The organism is Alsobacter sp. P4_H11 (assembly GCF_056400925.1).
In genome coordinates this window covers 134804-149105 of sequence record NZ_JBFUKI010000002.1, presented here as the reverse complement: position 1 = coordinate 149105, position 14302 = coordinate 134804, and the positions used below count along the sequence as shown (strand labels likewise).

Below are 14302 nucleotides of genomic sequence, written 5' to 3'. Positions count from 1 at the left end.
GAACTCCGCCGCGATCAGCCGCCGTACAGGCCCTTGTACTGCTCTCGCAGCACGTTCTTCTGCACCTTGCCCATGGTGTTGCGCGGCAGGTCGTCGACGATCATCACGCGCTTGGGCTGCTTGAACTTGGCGAGCCGCCCGTCGAGCCGCGCGACAACGTCCTTCTCGGTCAGCGCGGAGCCTTTCGGCACGACGACCACGGCCGTGACGCCTTCGCCGAAGTCGGGATGCGGCACGCCGATCACGGCGCTCTCCACCACGCCCGGGATGGCGTCGATCTCGGTCTCGACCTCCTTGGGATAGACGTTGTAGCCGCCCGTGATCACGAGGTCCTTGCCGCGGCCGACGATGTGCACGTAGCCGCGCTCGTCGATCTTGCCGAGGTCGCCCGTGATGAAGAAGCCGTCCGCCTTGAACTCGGCGGCGGTCTTTTCCGGCATGCGCCAGTAGCCCTTGAAGACGTTGGGGCCCTTCACCTCGATCATGCCGACGTCGCCGTCAGGGAGGCGGGCGCCCGTCTCGGGGTCCACCACGCGCAGCTCCACGCCGGGCAGCGGGAAGCCGACAGTGCCGGGCGCCCGGTCGCCCTCATAGGGATTGGAGGTGTTCATGTTGGTTTCCGTCATCCCGTAGCGTTCCAGGATGGCGTGGCCGGTGCGCTCGCTCCAGGCGCGGTGGGTGTCGGCCAGCAGCGGGGCCGAGCCGGACACGAAGAGGCGGATATGGGACGTCGTCTCGCGGTCGAGGCGGGGCTCCTGCAGCAGGCGGACATAGAAGGTCGGCACGCCCATCATGCAGGTGGCGCGCGGCATGAGGCGCATCATCTCGTCGGCGTCGAGCTTGGGCAAAAACAGCATCGAGGCGTTGGCCATTAGGATGGTGTTCGTGGCCACGAACAGGCCATGCGTATGGAAGATCGGCAGCGCGTGGAGCAGCACGTCATCTGCCGTGAAGCGCCAGAAGTCCTTCAGCGTGAGCGCGTTTGAGGCCAGGTTCCAGTGGCTCAGCATCGCCCCCTTGGACCGGCCGGTGGTGCCCGACGTGTAGAGGATCGCGGCGAGATCGTCCTTGGCGCGCTCCACGTCCGGGAAGTCGGCAGGCTGGCCGGCGGCCAGCTCCATCAGGGAGCCGTCGCCGCCGGTTCCCAGCGTCTCGGTCGCGCCCACGCCCAGCCGCGCGGCGAGTTCGCCGACGGCCGCGCCCGTCTTGGGGGACGCCACCACCACGCGGGGCTCGGCGTCGCCGATGAAATATTCGAGCTCGGTCAGCGTATAGGCGGTGTTCAGCGGCAGGTAGATCGCGCCGACCCGCAGGCAGGCGAGAAACAGCATGATCGCCTCGGGGCTCTTCTCGACCTGCACGGCTACCCGGTCGCCGACCTCCACGCCCCGCGCCTTCAGGGCGTGCGCGAGCCGGGCCGAGAGGGCCAGCATGTCCCCATAGGTGAAGCGTCGCCCGTCATTCGTCTCGATGAAGAGCTTCTGCGGGTCGGTGACGCGCTCGCGCACCAGCGCGAAAAGGTTGTCGGACATGGGTTTTCTCTTGCTCTGGTTCTCGCCGGCTACCTCGCGCCCCTCATCCTGAGGAGCGGCGCGTCAGCGCTGCGTCTCGAAGGACGAGGGTTCCAGCGCGCGCCGCCGGTCCCGCATCCTGGATCCCTCGTCCTTCGAGACGCGATGCCATGCATCGCTCCTCAGGATGAGGGCGTTGAGGGTTGCCCCGCTATTGCAGCGGCACGACCTCGCGGCTGGGCAGATCGCTCCGGAGCGCGTTGCGGACGCCGGAGGCCGCCGCGACGCGGCCCTTGTTGACGAAGGCCTCGTGATTTTTCTCGATGTCGTCGAGGTCGTAGAGGTAGTTCACCATCAGGCCGTGCGCCTGCTTCAGGCCCTTGGCGGAGACGTCGCCGAGCCAGTTCAGCCGCTCCAGCCGCGCGCCGTTGCCGAGGTGGAAGCGCGCCACGGGGTCCACCGGGCGCCCGCCCGGCGTCTTGGCGCGGAGATAGTAGTAGGCGGCCGCCTCCATCAGCACGCGGCGTACGGCCGGCAGGCGTTGGGCGTCCTGCGTCCAGCCCTGCGCGTCGAGCGCGTCGAGAACGCCCTTGTCCTCGTCCGTGAGCGCCTGCGAGGCTTCGTTGCGGCGCTCGCGCGCCAGCCAGCTCGCGAAGGTCGGAGCCGGCGAAAGCGTGACGAAATTCTTCAGGGCCGGAAGCTGGCGCGCCAGTTCCTCCACAACCTGCTTGATCAGGAAATTGCCGAACGAGATGCCGCGCAGCCCCTCCTGGCAGTTCGAGATCGAGTAGAACACCGCCGTCGTGGCCTGCCGCGGGTCGATCACGCTCCGGTCCTCGGCCAGCAGCGGCCCGATGCCGGCCGGGATCTCGGCCGTCAGCGCCACCTCGACGAAGATCAGCGGCTCGTCGACGATCTGTGGGTGAAAGAACGCGAAGCAGCGACGGTCGGCCGGCTGCAGGCGCCGGCGCAGGTCATCCCAACTCTCGATGGCGTGGACGGCCTCGTAGCGGATGATCTTTTCCAGGATGTTGGCCGGCGTCGACCAGTCGATCGGCCGCAGCACCAGGAAGCCGCGGTTGAACCAGGACGAGAACAGGTGCTGGAAATCTGCGTCCAGCGCCTCCAGCTCGGGCATGTCGGCCTGGTGCCGGAACAGCTCCTCGCGCATGCGCACCAGCCGCAGCGTGCCGCCGGGCGAGAGGTTCAGCCGGCGGATCAGCTCCTGCCGGCGGGGCTCCGCGGCCTTGTGCAGGTCCAGCAGCGTGCGGTGGTCGGGCTTCTCGCGATAGGCCGCGATGGCCTTTTCGAGCGCGGCGGGCTCCGCGCCGAAGCGCTGCACCAGCTCGCGCAGGAAGGTCGCCTTGGCGGCGTCGTCCAGCGCGTCGTAGCGATCCAGGATCTCGCGCGCCAGCGCCACCCCGGAGGCTTCGCCGCGGCTGGACAGGAGGTCGCCGCACAGCCCCGCCAAGTCCTTGGCGGTGCCGCCGCGCCCGCTCATGATCATCGAGCGGCCACGATCTGCGATGCTCTGCAGCAGATCGCTGAAGAACGAGATGTTCACGGCGTTGCGCCACCCGGCCGCCGCCGCGACGGCGGGGGCATCGGCGGTGGGTTGCGGCTCGGCGTTGGTCATGCGCGCGCTCCGGTCACTTTCCGGCCCCTGGCGGTCCCATCACAAGGTCCGGCAGGAAGGTCGAGATTTGCGGGAACAGGCAGAGCAGCAGCACCGCCACGGCCATCAGGATCACGAAGGGAAGCGTCCCCATGATGACGTCCCGCAGCGGGATGTCGGGGGCGATGTTCTTGATCACGAAGATGTTGAGTCCCACCGGCGGGTGGATCAACCCCATCTCCATCACGATGGTCATCACCACGCCGAACCAGATCAGGTCGAAGCCGGCCGCTTTCAAGGGCGGCAGGATGATCGGGGCCGTCATCAGGATGATTGACACCGGCGGCAGGAAAAAGCCGAGCACGATCACCATGCCGAGGATCACGAGCAGCAGCAGCCACTTCGAGAGGCCCAGCGCCACGATCCACTGAGCCGTGGACTGGCTGATATGGAGGTAGCTCATCACGTAGGCGTAGAGCAGCGACATGCCGATGATCAGCATCAGCATCGTGCTTTCCCGCAGCGTGGCGTGCAGGATCGGCGAGAGCTCGGCGGGCTTCCGCACGCCGTAGATCGCCGCGATGAGCCCGAGCGCCATCACGCCGCCGAGCCCGGCCGTCTCGGACGGCGTCGCGAAGCCGCCATAGAGCGCGATCATCACGCCTGTGAGCAGCAGCACGAAGGGCAGCACGCGCGGCAGCAGCGAGAGCTTGTCGCGCGTCGACAGCGTGTCTTCCTCGAGAATCGGCGACAACGGGCCGCCGGCCTCGTACACTCGCTTGGCGAGCGCGTATTCCTGCCGGAAGCGGATGCCCGCGTAGAGGGCGAACAGGCCGACCAGCAGGAAGCCCGGCCCGATGCCGGCCAGAAACAGCCGGCCCAGGGACTGCTCGGCCGCGACCGCGTAGAGGATCATCGTGATCGAGGGCGGCAGCAGGATGCCAAGCGTGCCGCCGGCCGCGATGATGCCGGCAGCGAAGCCGCCCGAATAGCCGCGCCGCCGCATCTCCGGGATGCCGGCCGAGCCGATGGCCGAGCATGTCGCCGGCGAGGAGCCCGCCATGGCGGCGAACAGCGCGCACGCGAACACGTTGGCGATGCCGAGGCCGCCCGGGATCCGGTGCAGCCAGGCGTGCATGGCCGAGTAGAGATCCTGCCCGGCCCGGGACCGGCCGATGGCCGCGCCCTTCAGGATGAACAGCGGAATGGCTAGAAGCGTGATCGAGGACATTTCCTCGTAGACGTTCTGCGTCACCGTATCCAGCGACGCGCCCGGCATGAAGAACGCCATGAACAGGATCGCGACCGCGCCGAGCGCGAAGGCGATCGGCATGCCGGAAAACATCGCCCCGAGCGTCGCGCCCGCATACAGGAAGCCAATGGCGGCGGCGCTCACGCGTGATTCCTCCGGTCCAGCGCAACCGCGATCTGGATCATGATCTGCAGGGTCAGGAGCGTCATCCCGATCGCCATCACCGAATATGGGATCCAGAGCGGCGGCCCCCAGGTCGAGGACGAATGCTGGTCATCCACCCAGGCCTCGTGCAGCAGCGTGAAGCTCTTCCACGAGAAGAAGGCGCAGAACGCCGCGGACGCGATGTCGGTGAACAGCATGCGCCAGCGGTTCGCACGCGGCGACATGATGGACGCGAAGGCCTCGATGCCCACATGCCCGCGCCGCGCCTGCACGGCCGCGCCGCTCATGAAGGTGGCGCCGACCAGCAGGAACACGGCCGTTTCGTCCTGCCAGTCGGTCGGGATCTTCAGGAAGTAGCGCACCACCACGCTGTAGGAGAGCACCAGCGCGGCCGCGACCAGCGCGATCCCGCCGAGCCCCATCACGAGCCGGTTGACGAGGTTCATCGCCCTGACGAGCACGCCGACAGGCCCCGGCACGACCGGGACCTCGACGGGTGCGGAGATTTCAGGCGCCCCGTGGCTCACGCAACGCCCTCGGCGAGCTTCAGCAACTCGGCGCAGGAGGCGTTGCGCTCGCCGAAGTCCTTCCAGGCGGTCTCGCGCGACAGCTTGCGCCACTGGTCGAGCGTCGCGTCGTCCAGCGTCTTCACGGTCGCGCCCGCCTTGGCGAACACCTTCTCGACCTCGTCGTCGTCCGCCTTGGCGCCCTGGATGCCGAAGGGCTCCATCTCGGCGCCGACGGCCAGGATGGCGTCCTGCTGGTTCTTGGGCAGCGCGTCGAACAGCGACTTCGACATCAGGAGCGGCTCAAGCATGAACCAGTAGAACTTGCCGCGGCCCGACGTCAGGTTCTTGGCGAGCTCTTCCAGGTGGAACGAGATCAGGCTGGTGGAGGACGTCACCACCGCGTCGCACGCGCCGGTCTGCATGGCGGCGTAGGATTCATTGGACGGGATGTTGAGCGTCGCGGCGCCGGCGGCCTTGAACACCATGTCCATCTCGCGCGAGCCGCCGCGGATCTTGATGCCCTTGGCGTCGGCCGGGCTGAGCATCGGCTGCTTGCTGGCGACGCCGCCCGACTGCCACACCCAGGTGATGATCATCACGCCCTTGTCGGCGAGGATGTCGGAAAGCTTCTTGCCGACCGGCGAGGTCTTCCAGGCGGCGCCCTGCTCGTAGGAGGTCACGAGCCCGGGCATCAGGCCGATATTGGTTTCCACCACCTCGCCGCCCGCGTAGCTCAGCGGGTAGAGCGTCATGTCCAGCGCGCCCTTCCGGATGGCCGAGAACTGCGCGTTGGTCTTCATCAGCGACGAGCCGGGATAGACCTGCGCGGTGAGCTCGCCCTTGGTGCGCTTCTCGATCTCGGCCGCGAACTTGCGGCACATGCGGTCGCGGAAGTCGCCCTGCTCGAGCGTGCCGCCGGGAAATTGGTGGGAGATCTTCAGCGTCTTCTGCTGGGCGAAGCTGCCCGTCGGCAGCGACAGGATGGCGGGGGCGGCGAGGCCCGCGCGCAGCACGGAGCGGCGTGAAATCAGCATGGCGTTTCCTCGACTTTGGCCGCCGTTGCCGACGGTCCGCTTCTGTGGCGATGAGGAATAGCCGTACAGGCTCCTGTACGAAGCGTCAATCATTGTGTATACATGACGGCCAACGCAGGTGCACAAATGACCGACATCCATGCTGCGGCGCCGAACGGCAAGCTCCGCGACCTGATCGAGCAGGCGATCCTGACGGGCGATTTCGGCCCGGGCGAAAAGCTCGAGGAGGTCGCGCTGGCGCAGCGCTTCGGCGTGTCGCGAACGCCCGTCCGCGAGGCGCTGCACCAGCTCTCGGCCGCCGGCCTCGTCGAATCCCGCCCGCGCCGCGGCGCCGTGGTGGCCACCATCACGCCCGAGCGGCTGGTGGAGATGTTCGAGCTCATGGCCGAGCTGGAGGCCTTCGCGGCCAAGCTGGCGGCGCGCCGCCTGACGCCCGAAACGGAGGCCGCCATCGTGGAGGCCCACAAGGCCTGCAAGGCCGCGCTCGCGAAGGGGCCGGACGCCTACTACTACGAGAACGAGCGCTTCCACTTCGCCATCTACGCGGCGAGCCGCAACGGCTTCCTGATCGAGCAGGCCACCGCGCTGCACCGCCGCCTCAAGCCCTACCGCCGCCTGCAGCTGCGCGTCCGCAACCGCGTCGCGGCCTCGTTCGACGAGCACGCCGCCATCGTGGACGCCATCCGGGACGGCAAGGCCAAGAAGGCCGCCACGCTGATCCGCGACCATATCTCGGTGCAGGGCGAGCGCTTCGCCGACCTCATGGCGAGCCTGCCGAGCCTCAAGGCCGGGTAGGCAAGCTCTTGCGCGCCCGGCGCGCGGCTGGTCCACTCGGGCGAAACCACACGAGCGCCCGATGTCCGGACCCAAGCCGCCCGCCTTCGAGACCCTGAGCCTCCATGCCGGGCAGCGCCCCGACCCGGCCACCGGCGCGCGCGCGGTGCCGATCCACCAGACCACGTCCTTCGTGTTCGAAGACGCCGACCACGCCGCCGCGCTGTTCAACCTGGAGCGGCCCGGCCACATCTACAGCCGCATCTCCAACCCCACCGTGGCGGTGCTGGAAGAGCGCCTCGCCGCGCTGGAGGGCGGCGTCGGCGCGGTGTGCACGGCCAGCGGCCAGGCCGCCATGCACCTCGCCATCGCGACGCTGCTGTCAGCCGGCGACCACATCGTGGCCTCCGCGTCGCTCTATGGCGGCACCGTCAACCTGCTCGCCCACACGCTGCCGCGCTTCGGCATCGAGACCACCTTCGTGAAGCCGCGCGACCACGACGCGCTGCGCGCCGCCATCGGGCCGCGCACCCGGCTGGTGATCGGCGAGACGCTCGGCAATCCCGGCCTCGAGGTGCTCGACATCCCGGCCGTCTCGGCGATCGCGCACGCGGCCGGCGTGCCGCTCCTGATCGACAACACCTTCGCGACGCCGTGGCTCTGCCGCCCGATCGAGCTCGGGGCCGACATCGTGATGCACTCGGTCACCAAATGGCTCGGCGGCCACGGGATCGCGATCGGCGGCGTGGTGATCGACGGCGGCCGCTTCGATTGGCTCGCTTCCGGCAAGCATCCGACATTGACCGAGCCTTACGCGGGCTATCACGGGCTCTGCTTCGCCGAGGAGTTCGGCCCCGCGGCCTTCATCATGCGCGCCCGCACCGAGGGCCTGCGCGACTTCGGCGCCTGCCTCAGCCCCACCAACGCCTTCCATCTGCTGCAGGGCGTCGAGACCCTGCCGCTGCGGATGCAGCGCCATGTCGAGAACACCGCCGCCGTGCTGGACTTCCTCGGCCGGCACGAAGGAGTCGCCTGGGTGCTGCATCCCACGCTTGCAACGCACTCCGACCACGCGCTGGCGCAAACGCTCCTGCCGCGCGGCGCAGGCTCCATCGTGAGCTTCGGCGTCAAGGGCGGCCGCTCGGCCGGCCGGCGCTTCATCGAGGCGCTGAAGCTCGCCAGCCACCTCGCCAATGTGGGCGACGCCAAGACGCTGGTGATCCACCCGGCCAGCACTACGCACCAGCAGATGGACGCGGCCCAACTCGCGGCGGCGGGCGTCGGCGAGGACATGATCCGCCTCTCGGTCGGGCTGGAAAACGCCGCCGACCTCATCGGCGACCTCAACCAGGCGCTGCGCGCCTCGCAGCGGGGTTGACCATGCGGATCACGGTCGACAGCGAGCCCGTGTTCGCCGCCACCGGCGGCAAGCCGTTCGATCCGGCGCTGCCCGTTATGGTCTTCATCCACGGCGCCGGCATGGACCACACCGTCTGGGCGCTCCAGACGCGCTGGTTCGCGCATCACGGCCGCGGCGTGCTGGCCGTGGATCTGCCCGGCCACGGCGCCAGCGGCGGCGCGCCGCTGCGCACGGTGGACGCGATGGCGCAGTGGACGCTGCGCCTGCTGGACGCCGCCGGGCTGCGCGAGGCCGCCATCGTCGGCCATTCGATGGGCGGGCTGATCGCGCTGCGCTGCGCCGCGCAGGCCCCGGACTGCGTCCGCGCCATCGGGCTCGTCGGCACGGCCGGCGCGGCGCCGGTCTCGGCCGACTTGCTTAGCGCCGCCGAAGCCAACCAGCGCCGGGCGGTCGACATGGTCGCGGTCTGGAGCATGGGCGCCCGCGCCGCCATGGGCGGCTCGCCGATGCCCGGCCTCTGGATGCTGGGCGACGGAACCGCCCTGCTGGAGCGCGCCGTGCCCGGCGTCCTCCACGCCGATCTCGCGGCCTGCGACGCCTACCGGGACGGCCTCGCCGACGCCGCCCGCGTGCGGTGCCCGGCCATCCTGGCGCTCGGCGAACGGGACATGATGACGCCCGCCAAAGCCGGCCGCGCGCTCGGCGCCGCCATCCCGGGCGCCACGACGATGGTGGTCCCCAAGGCCGGCCACATGCTCATGGCCGAAGCGCCCGACGCCGTGCTGGACGCGCTGAGAACCGTGATGTGACGACGGTGGCGACACCCTCCCGTCATTGCGAGCGCCAGCGAAGCAATCCAGCTAACGCCGGGCATTTAGGCTGGATTGCTTCGCCTCCGGCTCGCAATGACGGGGAGGGGGCTGAAAGGCGGCGGCCATGCCCGCATGCTCACAATTTTTCCGCCGGAGGCGCTGTCGGCGCCGTTCCGGGCGGGGCCGCCTCGGGGCGTTCCTGCGGGGCCAGGCGCCCCTCCTCGGCCTTGTAGTAATATTGCGAGCAGACCAGCCAGCCCTTGATGGGCCGCAGCGGCAGAACGCAGAGCGCCAGCAGCATGGGCAGGGACACCAGCAGGTGGCCCCACCACGGCGGCTGGTAGGCGGAATCGTACCAGAGCGCGAAGCCCAGCACCGGGAAGCTCATCGCGCTCATGGCGAAAAAGGCCGGGCCGTCGGCCGGGTCCGCGAAATCGAAATCCAGCCCGCAATGGTCGCAGCGCGGCGCCAGCTTCAGGAAGCCTGAGAACAGCTTGCCTTTGGCGCAACGCGGACAGCGGCCGCGCAGGCCGGTCAGGACAGGGTTCGGTAGCGCCGCGACGCTGCTCATGGGTTCACTCCGGATCGCGGCGCCTGGCCGGGGCCGGGCGCTGCGGGTTGAATGCCGGGCACGGCGGAGGCGTTCCGCCCGCCATGCGTTGCAGCCGCTATCGCCCGTGCTGCAAATCGGGTTTGTAGCGACAAGCGCAGTGCATGCGCCGATCGGGAGAAACTGTCCATGGCCGCGCTCGCGGTGCTGCTCTTCGCCTATGTGCTGAGCCAATTTTTCCGCGCCTTCCTGGCCATCGTGGCGGCGGATCTCACGCGCGAGCTCGGCCTCGACGCCGCGCAGCTTGGCTCGCTCTCGGCGGTCTGGTTCGCGGCTTTCGCGTTCACGCAATTCCCGGTCGGGATCACGCTGGATCGGTTCGGCCCGCGCGGGACCATCGCGGGCTTCATGCTGCTGGCGGTGGCGGGCGCGGGATGGTTCGCGGCGGCGGGCAGCTACACATCTCTGATCGTCTCCATGGCGCTGATCGGCGCGGGCTGCGCGCCCGTGCTGATGGGCAGCCTTTACTATTACGGTCGCGTCGCCCCGCCCGAGCGCTTCGCCATGATGGCGTCGATCACCATCGGGGTCGGCACCTTCGGCAATCTCCTGGGCGCGACCCCGCTGGCGCTCGCGGTGGCGCGCTTCGGCTGGCGGCCCAGCATCGCCGCCATCGCGGCCGTGACGCTGCTGGCGGCCGCCCTCGTGCTGCTGGTGTTGCGCGACCCGCCGCAGGTGCGCCGCGAAGGCGAGCAGGCTGGCGTGCTGGCCGGCCTCGGCGAGATCGCCCGCATCCGCGCGCTGTGGCTCATGCTGCCGCTGATGCTGGTGAGCTACGCCGTCGTGATCGCGCTGCGCAGCCTCTGGATCGCGCCCTTTTTCGGCCAGGTGCATGGCTTCGACGCCGTGGAGCGCGGCAACGCGGCGCTCGCGATGGGGGCCGCGCTCTCGCTCGGCGCGTTGGCCTATGGTCCCTTCGAGCGCTGGATCGGCGGCCCCAAGCCGGCCACGCTGGCCGGAAGCATCATCACGGCCGCTGCCCTGTTGACGCTCGGCCTCGCCGGCCACGCGAGCGCGCTCGCCGCGGTGGCGCTTTATGTCGTGGTCGGCGCCATCGGGATGACCTACGGCATCCTGATGGCGCATGCGCGGCTGTTCTTTCCCCCGCATCTGCTCGGGCGCGGCGTCACGGCCATGAACTTCGTGTTCATCGGCGGCGCCGGCGTGCTGCAATGGCTCTCCGGCCAGTTCGTCCAGGCCCAGACGGTGGCGGGCGCGGCCCCGGCCGACACCTACGCCCACCTCCACCTCGCCTTCGGCCTCGCGCTTGCGCTGGCCACGGCCGCCTATGTGTTCGCGCCGGCGCGGCCGGCTGCGTCGGACGCCTGAGATCCGTCCCCCTCCCCCTTGTGGGGAGGGGTTAGGCGTGGGGGTCTCTGTATGAACAGGACTCGTTCGCCTAAGACAGACATGGCGCGACCCCCACCCTCACTCCCTCCCCACAAGGGGGAGGGAGGTCGATCGAGCGTGTCCCGCCCGAGTGCGTCGACGATCCGAAGGGGGAGGGTGGCGCTTCGCGCGTTCACAGCGGCGGCGTCTCGCCCTCTCGCCCGCCGCCGCGGCGGCGTGTAGAACAGGCGCATGACCGACGCCGCCGCCATCTCTCCCGAATCCCGCTCCCCTGTTCGCCCCGTCCGCAAGGGCGACCATGTCTTCGTGGTGGACGGGTCGTCCTACATTTTCCGGGCCTACCACGCCCTGCCGCCGCTCACCCGCAAGTCCGATGGGCTGCCGATCGGCGCGGTGGCGGGGTTCTGCAACATGCTGTGGCGCCTCCTGCGCGACTCGGTCGCGGGCGAGAAGCCGACGCATCTGGCGGTGGTGTTCGACAAATCCGCCGTCACGTTCCGCAACGCGCTCTACGATGAATACAAGTCGCACCGGCCAGAGGCGCCCGAGGATTTGCGGCCGCAGTTCCGGCTGATCCGTGACGCCGTGCGGGCCTTCGACATCCCCTGCGTCGAGCAGGACGGCTTCGAGGCCGACGACATCATCGCCACCTATGCACGCGTCGCCTGCGAGGCGGGCGCGACCACCACCATCGTGGCCTCCGACAAGGATCTCATGCAGCTCGTCGGCAACGGCGTGACCATGTACGACACCATGAAGGAGAAGCGCATCGGCCGCGACGAGGTGGTCGAGAAGTTCGGCGTCCAGCCCGAGAAGGTCGTCGAGGTGCAGGCGCTGATCGGCGACCCGGTGGACAATGTCCCGGGCGTGCCCGGCATCGGCGTGAAGACCGCCGCGCAGCTCATCACCGAGTTCGGCGACCTCGAGACGCTGCTCGCCCGCGCCCACGAGATCAAGCAGCCCAAGCGCCGCGAGGCGCTGATCGAGAACGCCGACAAGGCCCGCATGTCGCGCAAGCTCGTGCTGCTCGACAAGCACGTGCCGCTGGATCGGCCGCTGGACACCATCGGGGTGCATGACCCTGATCCCAAGCGCCTCGTCGCCTTCCTGAAAGCCATGGAGTTTGGCGCCGTCACGCGCCGCGTCTGCGAGGCCTATGGTCTGGACGCCTCCGAGATCGACGCCGACCCGGAGCTCGCCGCTCCCGGCGCGGCGACCGGCTGGCATGGCGCGGCCGGCTTCACGCCCGCGCCGGCCGAGGGCGACGCCGCCGCCCGGCCAGGCCGCAGCGCCGCCATGGGCGCGCCGCAGACGCGCGCCGGCTCCTACAAGGGCGCGGAAAACACCGTTCCGGCCGCCCCCTCGGCGGCGGGCGACGCCGCCGGCCCGACGCCCGGCCATGTGGCGGGCGAGATCGCGGCCCGCATGCGCGCCATCCCGTTCGACCTCGCCTCCTACGAGACCGTGCGGACGGCCGAGCGCCTCGACGCCTGGATCGCGCAGGCGCGCGACGCCGGGATGGTGGCGTTCGACACCGAGACCACCTCTCTCGACGCCATGCAGGCCGAGCTCGTCGGCTTCTCGCTCTGCACCGCGCCCGGCAAGGCCTGCTACGTCCCAGTCGGCCACAAGGGCGAGGGCAAGGGCGACCTCTTCGGCGGGGCCGACCTGCTGCCCGACCAGCTGCCGCTGGCCGACGTGCTGGCCCGGTTGAAGCCGCTGCTGGAGGACAGGAGCGTCCTCAAGGTGGCGCAAAACTTCAAGTATGACTGGATGGTGCTGTGCCGCCACGGCATCCACGTGGCGCCCGCCGACGACACCATGCTGCTCTCCTATGTGCTGGACGCCGGCCGCGCCAACCACGGCATGGACGCGCTGGCCGAGAGCGTGCTCGGCCACACGTCGATCCAGTTCGGCCAGGTCGCCGGCAGCGGCAAGAGCTTCGTCGGCTTCGCCCGCGTGGCCATCGACAAAGCCACCGAATACGCCGCCGAGGACGCGGACGTCACCTTCCGGCTCTGGCAGGTGCTGAAGGCGCGCCTGCCGGCCGAGGGCATGGCGACCGCCTATGAGACGCTGGAGCGCCCGCTCAGCACCGTGCTGGGCCGCATGGAGGAGCGCGGCATCTCGATCGACCGGCAGATGCTGTCGCGCCTGTCGGGCGAGTTTGCGCAGAAGATGGCCGGGCTGGAGGCCGAGATCCACGAGCTCGCGGGCGAGCCCTTCAACCTCGGCTCGCCCAAGCAGCTGGGCGACATCCTGTTCGGCAAGATGGGCCTGCCCGGCGCGAAGAAGACCGCCACCGGCGCATGGTCGACATCGGCCGGCGTGCTCGACGAACTCGCCGAGCAGGGCCACGAGCTGCCGGCCCGCATCCTCAACTGGCGCCAGCTCTCGAAGCTGAAGTCCACCTACACGGACGCGCTGCCGAGCTATGTGCACCCGCAGACGCATCGTGTACACACGTGCTTCTCGATGGCGTCCACCACCACGGGGCGGCTCTCATCGTCCGAGCCCAACATCCAGAACATCCCGATCCGCACCGAGGAAGGCCGCAAGATTCGCGCCGCCTTCGTGTCGGCGCCGGGCACGAAACTGGTGTCGGCCGACTATTCGCAGATCGAGCTGCGCGTGCTCGCCCACGTGGCCGACATCCCGCAACTGCGCCACGCCTTCGCGGAGGGCATCGACATCCACGCCCTCACGGCGTCCGAGATGTTCGGCGTGCCCGTGGAGGGCATGGACCCGATGGTGCGCCGCCGCGCCAAGGCGATCAATTTCGGCATCATCTACGGCATCTCGGCCTTCGGCCTCGCCAACCAGCTCGGCATTCCGCGCGAGGAGGCCGGCGCCTACATCAAGAAATATTTCGAGCGCTTCCCCGGCATCAAGGACTACATGGAGGAGACGAAGCGGTTCGCGCGCTCCAACGGCTACGTGACCACCATCTTCGGCCGCCGGGCGCATTACCCGCAGATCAACTCCAAGAACCCGCAGGAACGCGCCTTCATGGAGCGCGCCGCCATCAACGCCCCCATCCAGGGCTCGGCCGCCGACATCATCCGCCGCGCCATGGTGCGCATGGAGCCGGCGCTCGAAAAGGCGCGCGTCTCCGCCAAGATGCTGCTGCAGGTGCACGACGAACTCGTGTTCGAGGTGCCGGACGAGCAGCTCGAAAAGGCCATCCCGATCATCCGCAGCGTCATGGAGGACGCCCCGCACCCGGCCGTGCAACTCGCCGTGCCGCTGCAGGTGGACGCAAGGGCGGCGCATAACTGGGACGAGGCGCACTGAGCCTCGCCGGGCCTCG

The 14302-nt window shown here is 69.4% G+C and carries 11 protein-coding genes; 5 read left to right on the top strand and 6 right to left on the bottom strand.

The genetic code is table 11. The annotated features are described in order from the left end of the window. Positions 1 to 14 precede the first annotated feature (14 nt). The 5 genes from AC1DSZ_RS04120 to dctP all read right to left on the bottom strand — a co-directional run bounded on the left by AC1DSZ_RS04120 (position 15) and on the right by dctP (position 6086). Positions 15 to 1532 carry a malonate--CoA ligase gene (locus AC1DSZ_RS04120; RefSeq protein ID WP_476837116.1) on the bottom strand — a complete coding sequence of 506 codons (1518 nt, stop codon included), beginning with the start codon at positions 1530 to 1532 and terminating at the stop codon, positions 15 to 17. A 190-nt stretch (positions 1533 to 1722) separates the two neighbouring features. After that, on the bottom strand, positions 1723 to 3018 hold the full coding sequence (locus tag AC1DSZ_RS04115; protein ID WP_476837411.1) for a malonyl-CoA decarboxylase: 1296 nt from the start codon (positions 3016 to 3018) through the stop codon (positions 1723 to 1725). Between the two features lie 142 nt (positions 3019 to 3160). Continuing rightward, positions 3161 to 4522: a TRAP transporter large permease gene (locus AC1DSZ_RS04110; RefSeq protein WP_476837115.1), complete on the bottom strand. Its 1362-nt coding sequence runs from the start codon at positions 4520 to 4522 to the stop codon at positions 3161 to 3163. Then, complete coding sequence (locus tag AC1DSZ_RS04105; protein WP_476837114.1) at positions 4519 to 5070, bottom strand: TRAP transporter small permease; 552 nt, start codon at positions 5068 to 5070, stop codon at positions 4519 to 4521. The genes AC1DSZ_RS04110 and AC1DSZ_RS04105 overlap by 4 nt, the downstream gene beginning before the upstream one ends. Further along, a complete protein-coding gene (gene dctP, locus AC1DSZ_RS04100) occupies positions 5067 to 6086 on the bottom strand; it encodes a TRAP transporter substrate-binding protein DctP (protein WP_476837113.1) in 1020 nt (339 codons plus the stop codon). The genes AC1DSZ_RS04105 and dctP overlap by 4 nt, the downstream gene beginning before the upstream one ends. Before the next feature lie 126 nt (positions 6087 to 6212). On the opposite strand from dctP, the gene AC1DSZ_RS04095 reads away from it, so the two are divergent. From AC1DSZ_RS04095 to AC1DSZ_RS04085, 3 genes are all read left to right on the top strand, one after another. Beyond that, the gene (locus AC1DSZ_RS04095; RefSeq protein ID WP_476837112.1) at positions 6213 to 6881 is read left to right on the top strand and encodes a GntR family transcriptional regulator; all 669 of its coding nucleotides are present in this window, start codon (positions 6213 to 6215) and stop codon (positions 6879 to 6881) included. A 61-nt stretch (positions 6882 to 6942) separates the two neighbouring features. Continuing rightward, positions 6943 to 8238: an O-acetylhomoserine aminocarboxypropyltransferase gene (locus AC1DSZ_RS04090; RefSeq protein WP_476837111.1), complete on the top strand. Its 1296-nt coding sequence runs from the start codon at positions 6943 to 6945 to the stop codon at positions 8236 to 8238. Positions 8239 to 8240: 2 nt separating this feature from the next. Then, complete coding sequence (locus tag AC1DSZ_RS04085) at positions 8241 to 9029, top strand: alpha/beta fold hydrolase (protein ID WP_476837110.1); 789 nt, start codon at positions 8241 to 8243, stop codon at positions 9027 to 9029. A gap of 139 nt (positions 9030 to 9168) precedes the next feature. On the opposite strand, the gene AC1DSZ_RS04080 is transcribed toward AC1DSZ_RS04085, so the two are convergent. After that, positions 9169 to 9603, bottom strand: a complete 435-nt coding sequence (locus AC1DSZ_RS04080; RefSeq protein WP_476837109.1) for a DUF983 domain-containing protein — start codon at positions 9601 to 9603, stop codon at positions 9169 to 9171. A 168-nt stretch (positions 9604 to 9771) separates the two neighbouring features. On the opposite strand from AC1DSZ_RS04080, the gene AC1DSZ_RS04075 reads away from it, so the two are divergent. Both AC1DSZ_RS04075 and polA read left to right on the top strand, forming a co-directional pair. Then, positions 9772 to 10971 (top strand): MFS transporter, encoded by a 1200-nt coding sequence (locus AC1DSZ_RS04075; protein WP_476837108.1) that lies wholly within the window; start codon positions 9772 to 9774, stop codon positions 10969 to 10971. A 252-nt stretch (positions 10972 to 11223) separates the two neighbouring features. After that, positions 11224 to 14286: a DNA polymerase I gene (polA, locus tag AC1DSZ_RS04070; RefSeq protein WP_476837107.1), complete on the top strand. Its 3063-nt coding sequence runs from the start codon at positions 11224 to 11226 to the stop codon at positions 14284 to 14286. The last annotated feature ends 16 nt before the right edge of the window (positions 14287 to 14302 follow it).

Coding starts and splice junctions, on each gene's coding strand:
- AC1DSZ_RS04120 (WP_476837116.1), bottom strand. CDS start 1,532: ATGTCCGACAACCTTTTCGCGCTGGTGCGCGAGCGCGTCACCGACCCG.
- AC1DSZ_RS04095 (WP_476837112.1), top strand. CDS start 6,213: ATGACCGACATCCATGCTGCGGCGCCGAACGGCAAGCTCCGCGACCTG.
- dctP (WP_476837113.1), bottom strand. CDS start 6,086: ATGCTGATTTCACGCCGCTCCGTGCTGCGCGCGGGCCTCGCCGCCCCC.
- AC1DSZ_RS04075 (WP_476837108.1), top strand. CDS start 9,772: ATGGCCGCGCTCGCGGTGCTGCTCTTCGCCTATGTGCTGAGCCAATTT.
- AC1DSZ_RS04080 (WP_476837109.1), bottom strand. CDS start 9,603: ATGAGCAGCGTCGCGGCGCTACCGAACCCTGTCCTGACCGGCCTGCGC.
- AC1DSZ_RS04115 (WP_476837411.1), bottom strand. CDS start 3,018: ATGATCATGAGCGGGCGCGGCGGCACCGCCAAGGACTTGGCGGGGCTG.
- AC1DSZ_RS04090 (WP_476837111.1), top strand. CDS start 6,943: ATGTCCGGACCCAAGCCGCCCGCCTTCGAGACCCTGAGCCTCCATGCC.
- polA (WP_476837107.1), top strand. CDS start 11,224: ATGACCGACGCCGCCGCCATCTCTCCCGAATCCCGCTCCCCTGTTCGC.
- AC1DSZ_RS04085 (WP_476837110.1), top strand. CDS start 8,241: ATGCGGATCACGGTCGACAGCGAGCCCGTGTTCGCCGCCACCGGCGGC.